This window comes from Bacillus sp. PS196, assembly GCF_037963555.1.
Lineage (GTDB): Bacteria > Bacillota > Bacilli > Bacillales > Bacillaceae > Bacillus > Bacillus subtilis.
The window spans coordinates 3,556,694-3,572,858 of record NZ_CP150159.1; the positions used below are offsets into that span (position 1 = coordinate 3,556,694).

General features: G+C 42.1%; 13 protein-coding genes. 2 read left to right on the forward strand and 11 right to left on the reverse strand.

The features are described 5' to 3' along the window. Nucleotides 1-96: 96 nt before the first annotated feature. Nucleotides 97-750: a YigZ family protein gene (locus NST79_RS18490; RefSeq protein WP_003227979.1), complete on the forward strand. Its 654-nt coding sequence runs from the start codon at nucleotides 97-99 to the stop codon at nucleotides 748-750. Continuing rightward, nucleotides 750-1,925: a polyisoprenyl-teichoic acid--peptidoglycan teichoic acid transferase TagV gene (gene tagV, locus NST79_RS18495; RefSeq protein WP_015714802.1), complete on the forward strand. Its 1,176-nt coding sequence runs from the start codon at nucleotides 750-752 to the stop codon at nucleotides 1,923-1,925. The genes NST79_RS18490 and tagV overlap by 1 nt, the downstream gene beginning before the upstream one ends. A 72-nt stretch (nucleotides 1,926-1,997) precedes the next feature. Here the strand turns inward: tagV and NST79_RS18500 are convergent, their stop codons facing one another. From NST79_RS18500 to NST79_RS18550, 11 genes are all read right to left on the reverse strand, one after another. Next, nucleotides 1,998-3,074 (reverse strand): MraY family glycosyltransferase, encoded by a 1,077-nt coding sequence (locus tag NST79_RS18500; RefSeq protein ID WP_003227975.1) that lies wholly within the window; start codon nucleotides 3,072-3,074, stop codon nucleotides 1,998-2,000. Between the two features lie 144 nt (nucleotides 3,075-3,218). Then, nucleotides 3,219-4,412, reverse strand: coding sequence for a glycosyltransferase family 1 protein (locus NST79_RS18505; protein WP_080475153.1), 1,194 nt, complete (start codon nucleotides 4,410-4,412; stop codon nucleotides 3,219-3,221). 28 nt (nucleotides 4,413-4,440) lie between these two features. Further along, entirely contained in the window at nucleotides 4,441-5,199 is a 759-nt protein-coding gene (locus tag NST79_RS18510; RefSeq protein WP_003242619.1) for a glycosyltransferase family 2 protein, read from the reverse strand. A gap of 23 nt (nucleotides 5,200-5,222) precedes the next feature. Beyond that, nucleotides 5,223-5,903, reverse strand: coding sequence for a Wzz/FepE/Etk N-terminal domain-containing protein (locus tag NST79_RS18515; protein WP_017695313.1), 681 nt, complete (start codon nucleotides 5,901-5,903; stop codon nucleotides 5,223-5,225). A gap of 28 nt (nucleotides 5,904-5,931) precedes the next feature. After that, nucleotides 5,932-7,398, reverse strand: coding sequence for an O-antigen ligase family protein (gene tuaE / locus NST79_RS18520; protein WP_212059522.1), 1,467 nt, complete (start codon nucleotides 7,396-7,398; stop codon nucleotides 5,932-5,934). 84 nt (nucleotides 7,399-7,482) lie between these two features. Next, on the reverse strand, nucleotides 7,483-8,868 hold the full coding sequence (tuaD, locus tag NST79_RS18525) for a UDP-glucose 6-dehydrogenase TuaD (protein WP_212059524.1): 1,386 nt from the start codon (nucleotides 8,866-8,868) through the stop codon (nucleotides 7,483-7,485). A gap of 61 nt (nucleotides 8,869-8,929) precedes the next feature. Next, the gene (locus NST79_RS18530) at nucleotides 8,930-10,099 is read right to left on the reverse strand and encodes a glycosyltransferase family 4 protein (protein ID WP_029725995.1); all 1,170 of its coding nucleotides are present in this window, start codon (nucleotides 10,097-10,099) and stop codon (nucleotides 8,930-8,932) included. Then, nucleotides 10,096-11,547, reverse strand: a complete 1,452-nt coding sequence (locus tag NST79_RS18535) for an MOP flippase family protein (protein WP_151262540.1) — start codon at nucleotides 11,545-11,547, stop codon at nucleotides 10,096-10,098. The genes NST79_RS18530 and NST79_RS18535 overlap by 4 nt, the downstream gene beginning before the upstream one ends. 55 nt (nucleotides 11,548-11,602) lie before the next feature. After that, nucleotides 11,603-12,262, reverse strand: coding sequence for a sugar transferase (locus tag NST79_RS18540; protein ID WP_003242561.1), 660 nt, complete (start codon nucleotides 12,260-12,262; stop codon nucleotides 11,603-11,605). Nucleotides 12,263-12,496: 234 nt separating this feature from the next. Further along, nucleotides 12,497-14,401, reverse strand: a complete 1,905-nt coding sequence (tarQ, locus tag NST79_RS18545; RefSeq protein WP_024573117.1) for a (poly)ribitol-phosphate teichoic acid beta-D-glucosyltransferase TarQ — start codon at nucleotides 14,399-14,401, stop codon at nucleotides 12,497-12,499. A gap of 219 nt (nucleotides 14,402-14,620) precedes the next feature. Then, nucleotides 14,621-16,108: an N-acetylmuramoyl-L-alanine amidase gene (locus NST79_RS18550; protein ID WP_029318779.1), complete on the reverse strand. Its 1,488-nt coding sequence runs from the start codon at nucleotides 16,106-16,108 to the stop codon at nucleotides 14,621-14,623. Nucleotides 16,109-16,165: the final 57 nt, after the last annotated feature.

Sequence of the window (16,165 nt, forward strand, 5' to 3'; positions counted from 1 at the left end):
TCTACTCTTTATGATACCAAAATACGCACAAAAATTCTAAAGACTGTACGAAATTGTATAGGCAGTCTTTTATGCTTAGCAGGAGGGTCAGCTAGCATGCTGCACAGCTATTTTACTGTGAAAGAAGCAGGAGAACACGAGATTGTTATAGAAAAATCGCGTTTTATCTGTCATTTAAGCCGTGTTTCTACCGAACAAGAGGCACAGGAATTTATACAGAAAATAAAGAAACAGCACTGGAATGCGACTCATAATTGCTCGGCTTATGTTATTGGCGAGAATGATCATATCCAAAAAGCCAATGATGACGGGGAACCAAGCGGTACAGCGGGAGTGCCGATGCTCGAGGTTTTAAAAAAACGCAGGCTGAAGGATACTTGCGCCGTCGTTACACGCTACTTCGGAGGCATTAAGCTTGGTGCTGGCGGATTAATTCGCGCTTATGGGAAATCAGTGTCTGAAGGATTAAATCATATAGGTGTTGTAGAACGGAAGCTTATGCGAATCATGCATACTTCTGCAGATTACACATGGCTTGGCAAGATTGAAAATGAATTAAGGGAGTCACAATTTCTGTTAAAGGAAATCCATTATTCAGAAAATGTTGAATTCGAAACATACGTGGAAGAAAAGGAAACAAATGCTTTTTCTGAATGGATGACAGAACTGACAAATGGAAAGAGTGATATTAAAGAGGGAGAGTTGACGTATCTTGAAAAAGCCGTCAATCACATAAAGGAGACTGAATAATGGCTGAACGCGTTAGAGTGCGTGTGCGAAAAAAGAAAAAGAGCAAACGCAGGAAAATTTTAAAAAGAATAATGTTATTGTTCGCCCTTGCACTATTGGTAGTTGTAGGGCTTGGCGGGTATAAACTTTATAAAACCATTAACGCTGCGGATGAATCGTACGATGCCCTATCCCGCGGGAATAAATCAAATCTTCGCAACGAAGTTGTAGACATGAAGAAAAAACCATTTTCTATTTTATTTATGGGAATAGAGGATTACGCGACTAAAGGACAAAAAGGGAGATCAGACTCTCTTATTGTTGTTACCCTGGATCCCAAAAATAAAACCATGAAAATGCTGAGCATTCCGCGTGACACACGTGTGCAATTAGCTGGTGACACAACGGGAAGCAAGACGAAGATCAATGCCGCTTACAGCAAAGGCGGTAAAGATGAGACAGTTGAAACTGTTGAAAACTTCTTGCAAATCCCGATTGATAAATATGTCACAGTTGATTTTGACGGATTTAAAGATGTGATTAATGAAGTCGGCGGTATTGATGTTGACGTGCCTTTCGATTTCGATGAAAAAAGTGATGTAGACGAAAGCAAACGGATTTACTTCAAAAAAGGCGAGATGCATTTGAACGGCGAAGAAGCATTAGCATATGCCCGGATGAGAAAACAGGATAAACGCGGAGACTTTGGCCGTAATGACAGACAAAAACAAATCTTAAACGCGCTGATTGACCGCATGTCAAGTGCAAGCAACATTGCTAAAATTGATAAAATCGCAGAAAAAGCCAGCGAAAATGTTGAAACCAATATTCGCATTACTGAAGGTTTAGCGCTTCAGCAGATTTACAGCGGCTTTACCAGCAAAAAAATCGACACATTGAGCATTACAGGTTCTGATTTGTATTTAGGGCCTAACAACACATATTACTTTGAACCTGATGCTACAAATCTCGAGAAAGTCAGAAAAACGCTTCAAGAGCATTTAGATTATACTCCTGATACAAGCACTGGCATTTCCGGTACCGGAAATGCAACAGACGGGACTGACAGCTCAAGCAGTTCTGGCAGCACTGGCACAACAACTGACGGGACGACGAGCGGAAACAGCTATTCGAATGACAGCAGCACAAGCTCAAACAACAGTACAACGAATTCAACAACTGATTCATCCTATTAAAAAATGCCCGGTCCTTTTAGAGGATCGGGCATTTTTGCGCAGAAAAAAACTCCGGCACATAAGCCGGAATTTTTAATTCCTTTTCACCAGCCGTTTATAAAACTTTGTAAACGGCTTAAATTTTTCATTCACGAGTCCTGTCACTTCTGCTATGATTTGCATAAAAATAATTAAAATGAAGATAATAAACAAAGAAAGCCAAATTGTGGCACTTTTAAGTACAATCGCACTGATACTGAAAATAAATCCAATTAAATAAATAACTAAGACCGACATCCGATGTGAAAGGCCAAAGGCCATCAGTCTATGGTGAATATGCGACTTATCAGGCGCTGAAATCGGCTGTTTGTTTAATATTCTCCTGATGATAGCAAAAGTTGTATCAAAAATCGGGACGCCTAATATGATAATCGGGATAACGATACTGAACAATGTGACACTTTTATACAGGCCTAATAATGAAAGAATCGAGATACTATACCCTAAAAAAAGTGATCCCGTATCTCCCATAAAGATTTTTGCCGGATGGAAGTTGTAAAACAAAAACCCCAGCGTGCTGGCAATAACGACTAATGAGAGTGACAGAATGAGCACTTTTCCGCCGGATAGCGCCATGACAGCGATCGTTGACAGGCCGATAACAGAAAGACCGGCAGCAAGGCCATCCAATCCATCAATCAGGTTAATTGCGTTCGTGATGCCGACAATCCATAATACCGTCAGCGGATAAGCCATCCATCCTAACTCAAACCGTTCTGTTAAAAAAGGTACTGAGAAAAAGTCCATTTTTAAGCCAGTGCTTACAATCATAATGGCTACACCTAATTGAATCAAAAACTTAACCTTTGCACTTAATTGATATTTATCGTCAAGAATACCTAACACAATAATGATGAATGCTCCGACTGTAATTGCCGTCATCCTTGTTTCTGTGTAAATACCGGATGCAAGCACGCCTGCAACCACCCCGATAAATATGGCCAGCCCGCCCATGCGGGGCATGATTTTGTCATGTACTTTTCGATTGCTGGGCTGGTCAACTGCACCTATTTTAATCGCAATCCTTTTTACGATTGGGGTTATGATTAAAACTGTCAGCAGCGAGACAATAAACGCAACAACAATGCGAATCATGCGTTCGTCAAGCATAAAGAAGTCTCCTTTGGAATTAAATGAAGTCTTTATTTATATAGAGAACCGTTCCTTCCATTATACCTTCTCCTTAGTTATTATAACAAGCTTCATCAAAAAGAAACACGTATAATCAAAAAACGCGCATCCCAATTTATAGGACTACGCATGTTTTTGAATCCCTGTATATTTCATAATTTGTCTAAATAAGCAATTCCAATCTTGTGTGCGAGCGATGTTTCGGCGCATTTCTTTATAGGTTTCGTCTCCGTTTTGTCCGAGAACTTTTTCACAAGCTGCTATAAAATCGATTGGATGATCACCTTCTACATATTCGTATACATACGGCTTTTGCATTTTTGAGGTTGACGGAAGATTAGTGCCTACGACAGGTTTCCCTGCCGCTAAAAATTCAAATAGTTTCAGCGGAAACACAGCTTGATTATACGGTGATTGTTTATATGGCATGATGCCAATGTCGATAAGCTCCATAAAATGCGGAACTTCTTTCGGATCTGCCGGGCCGGTCCATATGACATTTGGAAGCCTCAGCAGCTCTTGAAACGAAACGTCACCATTGGTGGCATCCGGGCCAACCCATAAAAATGTCCAATCAGGCTTTTGCAGGGCGGCTTCTTCAATCATTTTAAAATCGAGCTTCGGTTTAATTCCGCCGATAAAACCTAACACTGTTCCTTCTCTCCCCTGCAGTATACTGCGATCGGGAGCTTGTTTATTTGCAGAAAACAGCTCATACTCCACACCGTTTTCCACAGTATGAACCTTTTCTCGTCCTGCAGTCAGTTTTTTGTCTACTTCCTTGTGAAGATAATCTGATGAACAGGTTATTGAATCTGCTCGTTGTATAATTCTCAGCTCTGCCGATTTAATGACTTTTCGCCGGAATTCAGACAGCAGATTTGATCGGCCGCTGATCGGCGCCGCCCATAAGTCACTGCAGTCATAAATGACCTGATCCCAAGGATACAGCGAAGACAGCAGCGGGAATCCGGGAAACGTGTACCATAAACAGCAGCGTTCACCGTTTGCAGAAGCAGGTGTAAGCTCATCGAGTAATGGGGAGAGCTTATGTCTGTAAAAAACATCTGTATATCGTCCGAAACGAAACATTTTTTTCTGCAGCAGGTCTTTGACAGCGAATTGCCTGATGCCAGAATGGACTTCCTGAAACTCTTTCCCTTGGGCACGCGGAGCCGGACATACCCAAATAACTTCCTTCGTTTCCTCCTGAGCAGCTAAAAATTCTGCCAGCCGGTGCCTTCTGTATCTCAATTGGTCTTTTCCCCATTCAGCAGTGGCAACGATGACATGAATGATTGCTTCTTTTGTTTCCACCTTCATCACCTTTTCTCTCTGTTTGCGGCTATAATCTTTTTTTCACCGCGTTTTTTGCATATTGAACAAAACACCATGTTGCTTTCATAAAATGAAGCCGTTCGATCTCCCTGTAGACAAACCACGTTTTTTTCGCAGCCTTCCATTTGTTGCTGGAAATTGAGTTATTGACAAGCCGATATTCAGCCAGGCATTCATTCATTCCATAGGCTGTAAATCCTTTTTTTAAAAGAGACAGCCATGTGGCTAAGTCCTGTCTCGTTCTGATATTCGGCATTTGGATCTGTCCCGTTTGCTCCCTGTCAATCATCACCGTCAAGCAGCCGATAATTGTATTTTTCAGGGCGTCATCGTACGTCAGGCTTTCCGGCGCATGAATAAATTTATCGAGTGGGGTCCCGTCCTGCGCCATTAAGCTGTAGCCCGTGAAAGAAAACGCACAGGAGCGCTCCATCATAAACTCAAGCTGCTTTTCCAGTTTGTCTTTTTTCCATTTGTCATCACTGTCCAAAAATGCTACGTAGCGCCCTTGAGCGCGTTCCAACGCTTTGTTGCGAGCAACCGCAGCTCCGGAGTTCTCTTCCAGATACACCACATGAATTCTTTCGTCTATTTTTTCATACTGCTGTAAAATGTCGCGGGTCCCATCCGTTGAGCAATCATCCACGATAATCATTTCCCAATGAGGATGGCTCTGATCTAATACCGAATGAACCGTGTCTTCAATATAGTCACGCGCATTATAGGAAGGTGTAATGACAGATACGAGAGGTTTCCAATTGGTCATGATCACATCTCCATCGTATGATTTTAAAAGGATTCCCTGAAAAATTCAGGAATGACAACGAACATAAAGGCAATCGTAAGGCCAATCATAACGCCGAGAACTGCTTTCTTTTTCGGAGACATTCCGCCGCCTGCTGTCTCACTTACGGTTTCGGAATCAGTAACACTTGCCGCTTTCAGGTTAAGCTGTGTGTTTTTAAGCTCATACAAAAATCTCTCTTTATCCACTTTGGAATCCTCGCTCACCGACTCGCCTTCAAGCGCGTCTATGCTGCTGCGGATGACGGCTTCTCTTTCTGCATACAGCTTTTGATCGTTTTTGAGGAAGGTGGAGGATATGGCGTTTAAGACAGATTCCGTTCTATCCTTATCCTCGTCACTATAGCTTAAAGTCAGTAACGATTTGGATTCCGTTTTGATTGTAAGCTTCTCTTTGATCTCTGCTACATCTTCATCCTTTTCATCAGGAAGCGCCTCCTTCAAAAAAGAGTCGCTCTTAAGCAGAAGCGGAATCTCTTCTGTGCTGTTATAAACTGGATGATCATAGCTCCCCACAGCCAAAGTATCTTCTGCTGTATAGCTCTTTTGATCAGCGATCTGTGACGGCAGGATATACCCCGCCGCACCTAATATAATTGGCACCGCTATGATCCAAATGATATTTTTTTTTATGCGACGGGCTATTCTTATCAATATATCGTTCATATAAGTCTCCCTGCTTTTTGTAGTCTGTTTATCTGTACATCGGCTCAGGCATTTGTCTGGATCGCCTTAACACATTCACGGCGGCGATGACGAGCGCCATAAACACCCAATGGAAAAATAAATTTGAAACAGAGCTTGGGCTGATACTTGATACCAGGAAACTGACCATAGCGGTAATAAGTCCTTCTGTGATCAGTTTTGACTGATTTTCTAATTTTCTTTCATAAAACTTGTAAAGCACCCATATGAGGTAGGCATAAACGGACAAATATCCCAGCATGATGAACAAGCCAAAATTAGCAAGAATTTCAACAAGCCAGTTATGCACCTCTGCCACATTGTCAGTATCATATACAGCATAATGCTCAAGATAATAGGATACATTTCCTGCTCCGACTCCGAATCCGTATGAATCAAGGAAAAAATGCCAAGCGTTTTTCAGCAGATTTGCCCGAGCCACATTTGATGGAAGCCTGTCATGAAATGAATGCAGCGTCTGCGGGGCCAGAAACAGCTCCCAAAACTTTGAATAGATTTTGCTGGCGAAAAGAACTGCGAAAAGAGCAATTCCCGCCGCCGACAGCCATATAGCCATTTTCTTTAAAACAGGCGGCAATACAATGAAGATGTAGACAGCAATACCTGCAAAAATCCCCAGAAGGCTGGCTCTTGAACCAGTGGCAAAAATTAAATACAACGCACAGAGCGAGAGCACAAGGCCAATTGCCTTGATGTATCCATTCTTAATGTTTTTCATCATCGTGATGTAAAAAAAGAAGCTGATGGATAAAAAGGTCGCAAAGTCATTTTGATTAAAAAAGACCGATGTCGGATAATGCTGCTTATACTCCGGTCCGCTGTACAATGTGGAACTCGCAAGATGATGGTGGGTGATATGATTGTAAAAACCAATGATCATCAGAAATACCGTCATCACCAGCCAAATGGCATAAATAATCATCAGCCGCTCCATTTTTTGCACGTACATGACAATAAGATAAATGAAGAAGATTCCCATTGCCAATAAGGCTAAATACTTGAGGCCAACTGTTACCGACTTGGCCCACAGCAGAGAAACAAGGCCATATATAAACCAAAAGGCGAAAAAGAGCAATATCCCTTTTACTTGCAGCCCATGCCATCTTTCAATATGGGTTCGATTCCGAACCATGCCGAAAATATGAAGGCAACCCGCTGCAATGAGCAGAAGCCGGTAAAGGAACAAACTGAAAAATCCAAGATGAATAGCGAAAAATGCATTATTTAAAAAAGTGCAGGCGATCAAAATATAGATTACAGCCATAAAGAGCCGTTCTTTTGTTGTAAATGCGGTTGCAAGCGTCAGTAAAAACAGGCCAATTGCCAACACCGCAAGCACAGCAGCCATCTGCATGAAACCTATATCTTTATGGATGGCTCCCAGCAATAGGACGACTCCAAATATAGCAGCGGCCAGTAACGCTAGCGTATGGACCGCTGATCGTTTGATACTCACATGTTTAACCCCTTTCCTGATGTTTCAGGAGCCGGCGGCCGAGCCTAGCAGCCGGCAGCTTCAACCAAGTAACACTTTTTCTTTTTATAAATTGACGCTTCCAAAGTCTTTAGCCAATTCTTCAAGCGGCAAGCCCGGAAAATACTTGTCAGAGGGTTCCGTTCCCCGAACAGCGGGACGGCCGATAGAGTGATAAATGTATCCGGCTGCCTGCATCTCTTCAAGTGAAAATAAATTTCTGCCGTCGATGATGACTGACTGTTTTAAGAGACTTTTCACTTTTACAAGCTCCATTTCTTTCACTTCCGGCCAATCCGTTAAAATCAGGCATGCATCAGTGTCTTCAATCGCAGCATACACATCTGTGTAATACTCGACCTGTTCGCCAAGGATCGCTGAAGCTTCAGGAATAGCAATCGGATCGTATGCTTTTACATGGGCGCCCAGCTGCTGCAGCATTGGGATAATATCAAGCGCTGGAGCGGATCTCACATCGTTCGTATTCGGTTTGAAGGCTAATCCCAGAACTGAAATGGTTCTCCCTTTGACGCTTCCCATAACAGTCAAAAGTTTATCTACAATATGAACACGCTGCTTTTCGTTTGTTTCAATGACAGCTTCGATGAGCTTGAATGGATAGCCTGCGGATTTTGCGATTTGAAGCAACGCGGTTGTATCCTTTGGAAAACATGAACCGCCGAATCCAATACCCGCTTTAAGGAACTTTCTGCCGATACGGCTGTCAAGACCAACACCATCAGCAACTTTTGAGACGTCTGCGCCGACTCGCTCACAAATGTTTGCAATATCGTTGATAAAGGAAATCTTTGTCGCCAGAAATGCATTCGCGGCGTACTTAATCATTTCTGCACTTTCTAGGTTTGTTTTAATGACAGGAGCATGGAATGGCTGATGAAGTTCCTCAATGATGGCAGCGGCTTTATGACTTGTTGAACCAATCACGGCACGCTCCATATTCATCGTGTCATGAATCGCTGACCCTTCCCGAAGGAATTCAGGGTTAGATACAACATCAAATGAGTATCTCCCCTTTGAGGCTTTTTGAACGATAGATTGCACCAGTTTCCCTGTTCCAACCGGGACTGTGCTTTTATTTACGATCACTTTGTAGCCGTTAAGATGCTCACCGATTGTTTTCGCCGCCGCTTTGACGTACGTTAAATCAGCTTCACCTGTTTTGGACATAGGCGTTCCGACTGCAATATAAATAATATCTGAGGCCCGAATGGCGGACGGGATATCGTTCGTAAAGGTCAGGCGCTGATCTAGCACATTTTTTTCAACTAAGTCTGCAAGCCCTGGTTCATAGATTGGGATTACCCCATTTTTCAGACTTCTGATTTTTGATTCATCGATATCACAGCAAACAACTTTATTGCCGATCTCCGCAAAGCAAGTGCCTGATACGAGTCCTACATAACCTGTTCCAATTACAGCTATTTTTTTCACAGCGCTCATCCCTCTCCTGTAAAATGATCTTCCTATTTATATTGGTCGCAGTTTCTTACGATTAAACGGACGTTTTCGTGACCGTCTGATACTGATAATGCAAGGCCTTGGCGTTTTTTCCTGCGTCAAATTGAGCCTGCACGGTTTCATACAAGTCATCTGCTACTTCCGGCTTCCATATTTGCTCATGTTCGTACCGAGTGATCGCTTCTGCCAAGGCTTGAGCGGATTTCGGTTTAATCAGCAGATGTTGGTGCTTTCCGAATAAAGACGACACTCCGCCAACATCCGTACAAATAACAGGAACCCTTAGCGCCAGGGCCTCAATCACAACAGTCGGCATCCCCTCACTGTAAGAAGGAAGTACGAATAGATCTGCCGCAAGTAAATAGTCTCTTACCTGATGATTCGGGACTTGGCCTGTGACAATATGCCCCTTCTGTGTCAGCATCGATTTTGCGGGACCATCCCCGACAAAGACTGCCTTAGGAGAGTCCTGCAGCGATTCGATCGCTTCAGACAGTTCAAAAATGCCTTTCTCTCTGACCAGCCGGCCGACATAGACAGCCAGACGCTGATCGAGCGGGAGTCCGAGTCTTTTTCTGATTTCCTCTTTCGTCTCCTCATTCTCCTGAAAACGGCTGAGCTGTATGCCGATTGGCAAAACCGAGCTGTCAAAGCCCGAAAGCTTTTTGGCTTCTTCCTGAAGCTTGTGGCTGACTGCTAAAACAACTGATGCAGAACCTACGGCACGCTTGAAGGCTTTAAACGCTCCTTTGCTATAATGCGGATAGACATTCACATCACTGCCATGCAAGGTCAGGACATAAGGAATTTGCGCGGACTCTGACACGACTGCCGCAGCCCCGCCCGATGGCATGGCAAAATGCGCATGGATCAGATCCGGATATAGGTCACATTGTTTCATGGTTTTTAAAACGGCTGATGCGATTCTCCGATGAGGCTGCGCCCACTTCAGCTGTCCGGGAACTGCCCGATAGAAAGGCCGGTAAACCGGTATTCCCTTTCTAATCTCATACTCCGGTCTGGCATCCTTTTTTCGATATGTCTTTTTCAGCATGCGGACAGGCGCTGAATGAAAAGGCCGTGGGCATATCACAGTGATATCAAGCCCGAGTTTTTGCAGCTCTTGCACTTGTGTCTCATGAAACACACCCTCACCGGGTTTCATACTGCTCGGATATACGCTTGTGATCCACAAAATCTTCATGACAAACGTCCTTTTCTTAGTAGTTTGCTTTTCGTTTGAGGGTACGCTTTTACCAAAAGAAAGAGATAGCACAGCGCCCCAGCCGCAACTGAAATGGCCAGCCGCATTTCTGCCTGCATACTGAAGTGTTCGGTACTGAGGCTTACACCAAACGCGATGATGCCCATCGCCGCAGTAATCAGAAATGGCTTCATAATCGACTGGAAATAAGCTGAAAGGTTAAGCTTGATGACATATGCCAAAAGCCAGCGCCCGATCAGGAAATTAACAACGCTGATAATGGCATACACCCATGCGACTGTCAGCAGGTTTCCCGTCTGTACAGCTGCAAACAGTGATAATCCGTACAGCAGCAGCACGCCGGAATCCCAATAAAACGCTAAGTCAGCTCTTCCTTTAGCCAGCAACACAGATCCATTTGGATTCATAAGCACTCTTAGTATTCCGACAATCGCCAGAACATTTAGGATCGGAACAGCAGCAAGCCACTTTTCTCCGAAAACCGCTGTGATAAAGGCGTCTGACACAGACACGAGCCCGATTAACAGCGGAAACGAAACAAGCGCCAGCATTTTTGTCATATTCAGAAAGCCTTCTCTGATCGCGCTGTTTTCATATTTGTTTTTTGCGAAAACAGGGAATGCCACCCGTGTGACAATCGGATTGATCTTCAAAACCGGAATAGTGACAATCTGATAAGCGAGGTTATAAATCCCCAATGCTTCAGCACCAATAAACCGGCCGATCAAAATCATGTCGATATTTGCTCCCAGCCTGTTCACAAGACGGGATGAAAGCTGAAAGGCTCCAAAAGAAAAGAAATCCTTCATGCCTCTCAAATCAAAAACAAAAGCAGGATGCCACTTTTTTCGGTATACAGCCCAATATAAAATCCCTTTACTGGACTGCAGCAGGACTTGAGAAATCACGTACGCCAAAATCGCATCCATCATAAAAACCGCTATCGCTAAATATCCGAATGACAATACATTTGAAAAAATCTCTATTTTGCTTAACGTATTAAAATGCAGCTGCTTTTGCAGCATATACTGATATTGCTGTCCAATTGGCGCGATCAAAAACATAATCGCCAGAATCCGAACCAGAAACACCAGCTCTTCTCTTTGATAAAATCCCGCAATGACAGGACTGCTCACATATAAAAGAACAAACAGCAAAACGCCCGTCATAATGTTAAGCCAATACAATGTTGACAGCTGGCGCTCCGTCGCGTCGTCTCTCTGAATTAATGCTGCGCCAAAACCCATATCGAGCACAATCTGGGCGAAAACTGTAACCGTTGTGATCATGCCGACAAGCCCAAATTCTGTTAAGGTCATCATATTTCCAAGCAGGGCAAACTGAACAATTTGTATGATTGTAATACACATGGTTGAAATACTTGTCCACTTTGCACCGCTCATGATTTGTTTTGTAATACTTGACATCATATTCCCTACTTCTTTTTAAGCTCAGATTGATGGTGAATAATGGCATTCCGTTTTATCTTGCACCATCACCCGTCCAAACTACTTTACAAGTTTTTAACATAATTTTTAATTCTAAAGTGAAAGTCAGATTGCGAATGTAATATAAATCAAATATCAGCTTTTCCTTCGGCGTCATATCGTAACCGCCGTTCACCTGAGCCCAGCCGCTCAATCCTGGTTTAACAGCCAGACGCTGTGTAAAGCCTGGAATCTCATTCTGGAATTTTTCCGTAAATACGGGCCGTTCCGGACGAGGGCCAATCATACTCATATCGCCTTTCAGCACATTAAACAGCTGAGGAAGCTCGTCAATTCTCGTTCTTCTGATAAAAGCTCCGATCCTTGTCACCCGCGGATCTTGCTTCTGTGCCCAAACCGCCCCAGACTTCTCGGCATCTATTTTCATGGAACGAAGCTTATAAAGCTTAAATGGCTTCCCGCCTTTCCCTACGCGTTCCTGCGTATAAATGGCAGGCCCCGGCGTCTCCAAACAAATCAAAATTGAAAATACCGCAATCATTGGCAGCGCAATCGCCAACCCAATGAGCGCAAACCAAATATCCATTACGCGCTTTATTGCCAAATAACGAGCCGTCTTTTCAGATAATGTAAAAGAATGTATTTGCTGAACTGAGAATTCACGACTCACATTCATGCTTTTCTCTGCACTCACTGACACACACCTCACGATTTGTTTGGGATGTTATGATGACCTATGCCAGTCAGTTTAGCAGACGGATGTTAATTGGATGTAAATGGTATGTTAAGAAGTGTGAATTTGTTATTTTTTCTGACATTTATTCGTAAACTTTTTATTGTTTTAGACACTTTTTTTTAAAATTAAGCATATTGTTTAAAAAAAGAGACAAATCATTTTACTGATTTGTCTCTTTTCGTTGTGAAGCATTTAATATTGAAAATAAAACTTTGATTTAGAGGTTAACAGCTTGTATTGAACCTCAACCATTTTACTAAAGAATAACATGGATTTTCGTTCCACATTCCTTGTGTCCAGGACAATTGCTTGGTTATCCACTTTTGCACTGATTTTATTTTGAGAAGTGTTTATCGCAAATTCAATTAATCGCTCTTTCTTTACATGAGCTAGCTGTTCAAGCAAACTCTGCACGTTTACCGTCAATTTTGTGCAATTAGGCTCTAACTCTATACGTTTTACCGGTAATGAGATTTCAGACTGTCCGGTATTCACAATCATTTTTGAATGATTTGGCAAACAGATTTGCTTATCTTTAAAAATAAATGATAAATCTTTTGATTCAGTTTCATATGAAAGTTCTGCTTCTGTATAGGCATGTTTCTTTATATCAATCGAAAGATTATCGTAGTTCATTGTGAAATATGGTCTTGCACTGAAGACAAACAACGCATTATGCCCTAAATACATCGTGTTTGTTGAATACTTATACGCAGCACGCTTGTTTCCGATTCTCGCCCTTAATTTATAGCCATCTATTGACGATTCAATAAAGAAATCCCAAACGCCTAAATCTTCTTCTGCAGATGCCAGTTCATCAAACTTGCACTCAAATGTAAATGTTGAATTTTCATACTTAGCCGGCGCAATGTATTTTTCCGCCTTTGTATCGCGATGAACAAATACTCCTGTCAGAGATTGATTTTGATTCGTTTCATCATCCAACAATTTGTGTTTAATGGTTCCTTGAATGCTGAGGCTGTGATCGCTAAATTCAATATTCTGCAGATAATGTTCAAGCTTATTTTTATAATTTACTTTTAATAACTCTTCAGAAATTGGATAGCGTTCTAAGCTCGGATAACGTGCAATTAAATCCCCGTTATTTACAACACAGAACTTTTTAATGTCTTGTTCTTCACGCTCATACTGGGTTAACCCCTGCAAATCATTATTCCGAATAAACAGCAGCCGCAATTTGATATGCGGAAGGACAAATTGGTCAGCCTCTTCAGGTACTGCATGAATAAATGAGGACAAATATTTAAACCATTCAGCTCTTTCTTCATCTGTCTTCATTTTTATTGTGACATTTTTTGTCCGCGAAAAATCGAAATGCCTGTTTAAAAATACTGCCATCAGTTTCGTTTTTCTTGCTTCTTCCAGATCACTAGCCTTGATAGCAGAGATAATATCTTCCATTGCTCCATAAAAGTTCTCTGGGGGAACATAAGCAACACTCATATGTTCACCGTCTCTTTTGACCAGATAGTAATAATCATAGTCAGCTGAAACAGAAATCTTCTTTGCTTTTAAATAAGCGTTCATTGTGAAGACTTGATCTTCCGCTGCTTTTATGTGAGTAGGGAAGATGATTTGATTTTCTTTTAAAAGTGAGGCTTTAAACAGTTTTTGGGGTCCCAATGTGAAAACAATTTTGGAATCAACCAAATCAACATCTGGGTTTGTTTCCTTAAACATTGATTTGGGAACACCTCGGCCGTTTATCCCTTTTAACTTACCTAAAGTAATATCTGAATCATTCTCTTTTGAGAAATTGTACCATCTTAACAATGCTTCATTGCCTAGATAGTCATCGGAATCAACAAACAGGATGTATTCACCTTTGGCAATTTTTATTGCATCATTCCGCGGTGCACCTGGACCGCCTGAATTTACGGTTCTTTCAACAACAACAATATTGTCATATTTCTTTTTATATCGATTCAAAATGTCTAAAGATGAATCCGTAGATTTATCATCGACACATATAATCTCATAATCCTCTTTTGGCATCGTTTGGTTAACTAAGCTATCAAGACATTCGGAAATAAGATCTTCTGAATTATATACAGGGATAACAATGCTTATTTTCATCGATTACCTCACTACCCTAATGGATCGGTTATATTTTTGCCTGATAATTATATCAAAAACATCTGTCAATAAGAATAGGCCTAACCTTAAATTTTGTTAAACTTTTACATAGCATATGTGGTTTAAAATTTTTCTCATTTTATCGTATAAAAAAGCTTGCCGGCAATTCCTGATGGGTTCTGCCGGCAAGCCGCTATTGATGTCTACTAATTTAATCCCCTAATAATATCCAATGATTCCTTCATATATTGCTTGAGCTGCTTTTTCTTGATACAAAGCACTCTTTAACTTACTTGCGTCGTTCGCATTTGAAATGAACGCCAGCTCCGCTAAGCTGCTCGGCATCGTTGATTCTCTGATGACATGGAAATTCCCGATTTTCACGCCGCGGTTTTGAGTATTGAGTGCTTTATAGAGTCTGTTTTGTATTTCTGTCGCAAGCCGTTTGCTATTCGCTGACTCATACTTTGTATAATAGTAGGTTTCAGTACCTGTTGCAGCAGGAGTTGCTGAATTGGCGTGAATACTCACAAACAGGTTTGCATTATTGCTTTTTGCTTTTGCAACCCGCTCTGAAAGCTCTAAGAAAACATCTGTAGATCTGGCCATAATCGGAATGGCTCCACCATTGGAAAGTTTGCTGTTTACAAGCTTAGCAACGGCAAGGTTAACATCTTTCTCTTTTAAACCATTACCTACCGCGCCGCTGTCATAACCACCGTGTCCTGCATCCACAAATACCTTTTTGCCTACAATTACATTTTTAAGCTGGTTCACGACATTTGTTGTCACTGAAATAGTTCCCCCAAGAACTGTGAAGGTATTCTTGCTATTTGATCCGATGACTGTTCTTGTCGCAGTCGGCAATGAACCGGCGTCAGTAAATAGCATTGGGCGATTTTGCTTCGCCGCCAGCACAGAACCCGCTAAAGCATCTGCATATTGATAGCCATTGCTGACAAATGCAGCTTTTGATGAAGAATAATACTTTTTCGCTATGTTGGCAGCCACTTCAAAACGGCTGTTCCCGCCGATTCTTGTTGGTGATGGCAACTGGCTGTAAACGCTTTTTGAGACACTGATTTCTCCCCCGACCACAATAGTCGATGTTGTTCCTTTGCTGTTCATCGCATTTTTCGTTGGTTCGGGAATAGAGCTTGCAGTCGTCAGAAGAATTGGAATACCGTTACGGGCAGCATAAGAACCGATTGCCAGACTGTCAGCATATGCCGTTCCATTTGCGATTACTGCTTTTGAATTTGAAGACAATTTTTTAGAAATATTTTGAGCAACTTCATAGCGGCTTCTTCCGCCGATCCGTTCCACATTGGAAATACCCAATTTTTTAATGTCGCTTACAACGTTGTTAGAAACACTGATCGTTCCGCCAATGACGATGACCTTGCTCGGTTTAAGCTGGCTGATTCTGTCTTTCGTCGGTGCAGTCAGTTTAGATGATTCCGTCAATAAAATCGGGGCATTGTATTTATAAGCCAAAGGAGCAGCAGTTAATACATCTGCATACGCTGTTCCGTTTGCCACAACAACCGTGCTCGCACTGCTCCACCCTTGTTTTGAAACATTCACAGCAACCTCATATCTGCTTGCTCCATCCAGCCTTGTAACAGAGTTTGCCGCAAACGCATTTGGTACAAATAACACGACTCCTAGTATCAGCATAGGTATGCTTTTAAGAAAGATCCGCAAAGATAGTCCCTCCAAAGATTCATAATGATTCATAAATCAAATAACGAACAAAGGAGG

Coding starts and splice junctions, on each gene's coding strand:
- NST79_RS18490 (WP_003227979.1), top strand. CDS start 97: ATGCTGCACAGCTATTTTACTGTGAAAGAAGCAGGAGAACACGAGATT.
- tagV (WP_015714802.1), top strand. CDS start 750: ATGGCTGAACGCGTTAGAGTGCGTGTGCGAAAAAAGAAAAAGAGCAAA.
- NST79_RS18500 (WP_003227975.1), bottom strand. CDS start 3,074: ATGCTTGACGAACGCATGATTCGCATTGTTGTTGCGTTTATTGTCTCG.
- NST79_RS18510 (WP_003242619.1), bottom strand. CDS start 5,199: ATGACCAATTGGAAACCTCTCGTATCTGTCATTACACCTTCCTATAAT.
- NST79_RS18515 (WP_017695313.1), bottom strand. CDS start 5,903: ATGAACGATATATTGATAAGAATAGCCCGTCGCATAAAAAAAAATATC.
- NST79_RS18530 (WP_029725995.1), bottom strand. CDS start 10,099: ATGAAGATTTTGTGGATCACAAGCGTATATCCGAGCAGTATGAAACCC.
- NST79_RS18535 (WP_151262540.1), bottom strand. CDS start 11,547: ATGTCAAGTATTACAAAACAAATCATGAGCGGTGCAAAGTGGACAAGT.
- tarQ (WP_024573117.1), bottom strand. CDS start 14,401: ATGAAAATAAGCATTGTTATCCCTGTATATAATTCAGAAGATCTTATT.